This window comes from Micromonospora sp. NPDC005710, from assembly GCF_040630995.1.
Taxonomy (GTDB): domain Bacteria; phylum Actinomycetota; class Actinomycetes; order Mycobacteriales; family Micromonosporaceae; genus Micromonospora.
In genome coordinates this window covers 1-1247 of sequence record NZ_JBEXYP010000073.1, presented here as the reverse complement: position 1 = coordinate 1247, position 1247 = coordinate 1, and the positions used below count along the sequence as shown (strand labels likewise).

General features: G+C 67.0%; 1 protein-coding gene. It reads left to right on the top strand.

Annotated elements, in window-relative coordinates:
* The first annotated feature begins 93 nt into the window (after positions 1–93).
* On the top strand, positions 94–1212 hold the full coding sequence (locus ABZ406_RS30965) for an IS630 family transposase (RefSeq protein WP_357769127.1): 1119 nt from the start codon (positions 94–96) through the stop codon (positions 1210–1212).
* Positions 1213–1247: the final 35 nt, after the last annotated feature.

The following is a 1247-nucleotide window of genomic DNA, read 5'->3' as shown; positions in this document are numbered from 1 at the left end:
CGGCTAGTGCCGTGACCACAAACGTTGGCCGGGTTGGGTGACACACCGGGTCGGGTCCGCGTAGCGGACCCGGTAACGGTTGAGGCTGTGGCGGTGGCAGAACCCGTTCGAGTACGCCGACTAAGTGATCAAGAAGGTCAGAAGCTGCAGCGGCTGGTGCGTCGCGGAACCGGATCGGCGGTGCGCCTGCGTCGGGCGATGGTCGTGCTCGCCTCAGCCGGCGGGAACACGGTCCCGGCGATCGCCCGTCTCGTGCAGGCTGACGAGGACTCGGTGCGCCAGGTCATCCACCGCTTTAACGAGATAGGGATGCCCAGCCTGGACCCTCAGTGGGCGGGTGGCCGTCCCCGCCAGATCAGTCCTGACGACGAGCAGTTCATCGTCTCGACGGCCAACACCCGCCCGATGAAGCTCGGGCTGCCGTTCACCCGCTGGAGCATCCGCAAACTCGCCGACCATTTGGCCGGCAACCCTGACCGCAGGGTGCCGGTGGGCCGCGAACGGCTGCGGCAGTTGCTGCGCAAACACGAGATCACGTTCCAGCGGACCAAGACGTGGAAGGAGTCGAACGATCCGCAACGGGAGGCGAAACTCGCGCGGATCGAGCACGTCAGCACCCACTTCCCGCATCGGGTGTTCGCGTTCGACGAGTTCGGACCCTTGGCGATCCGTCCGCAGGCCGGCTCCGGCTGGCAGCCCAAGAACCATCCGGACCGGCTGCCCGCGAACTACCACAAGTTGCACGGTGTGCGGCAGTTCCACGGTTGCTACTCCGTCGGTGACGACACGATGTGGGGCGTCGTCCGGCAGCAGAAGTCCGCGGCCAACACCCTCGCCGCTCTCAAGTCGATTCGCGCCGCCCGCCCGGACGGCGCCCCGATCTACGTCATCCTGGACAACCTGTCCGCGCACAAGGGCATCGCCATCCGCCGGTGGGCAGCTCGGAACAAGGTCGAGCTGTGTTTCACCCCGACGTACGCGTCCTGGGCCAACCCGATCGAGGCGCACTTCGGTCCGCTACGGACCTTCGTGATCGCCGGCTCCGACCACCGAAACCACCCGGCACTTGCTCGCCACCTGCACAAATACCTGCGCTGGCGCAACGCGAACGCCCGCCACCCCGACGTCCTGGCCGCTCAACGCCGCGAACGCGCACGCATCCGCAGCGAACGCCAACACCGCTGGGGACAGCCGACCACGAAAGCCGCCTAACCAACCCCGCGAACGTTTGTGGTCACGGCACTAGC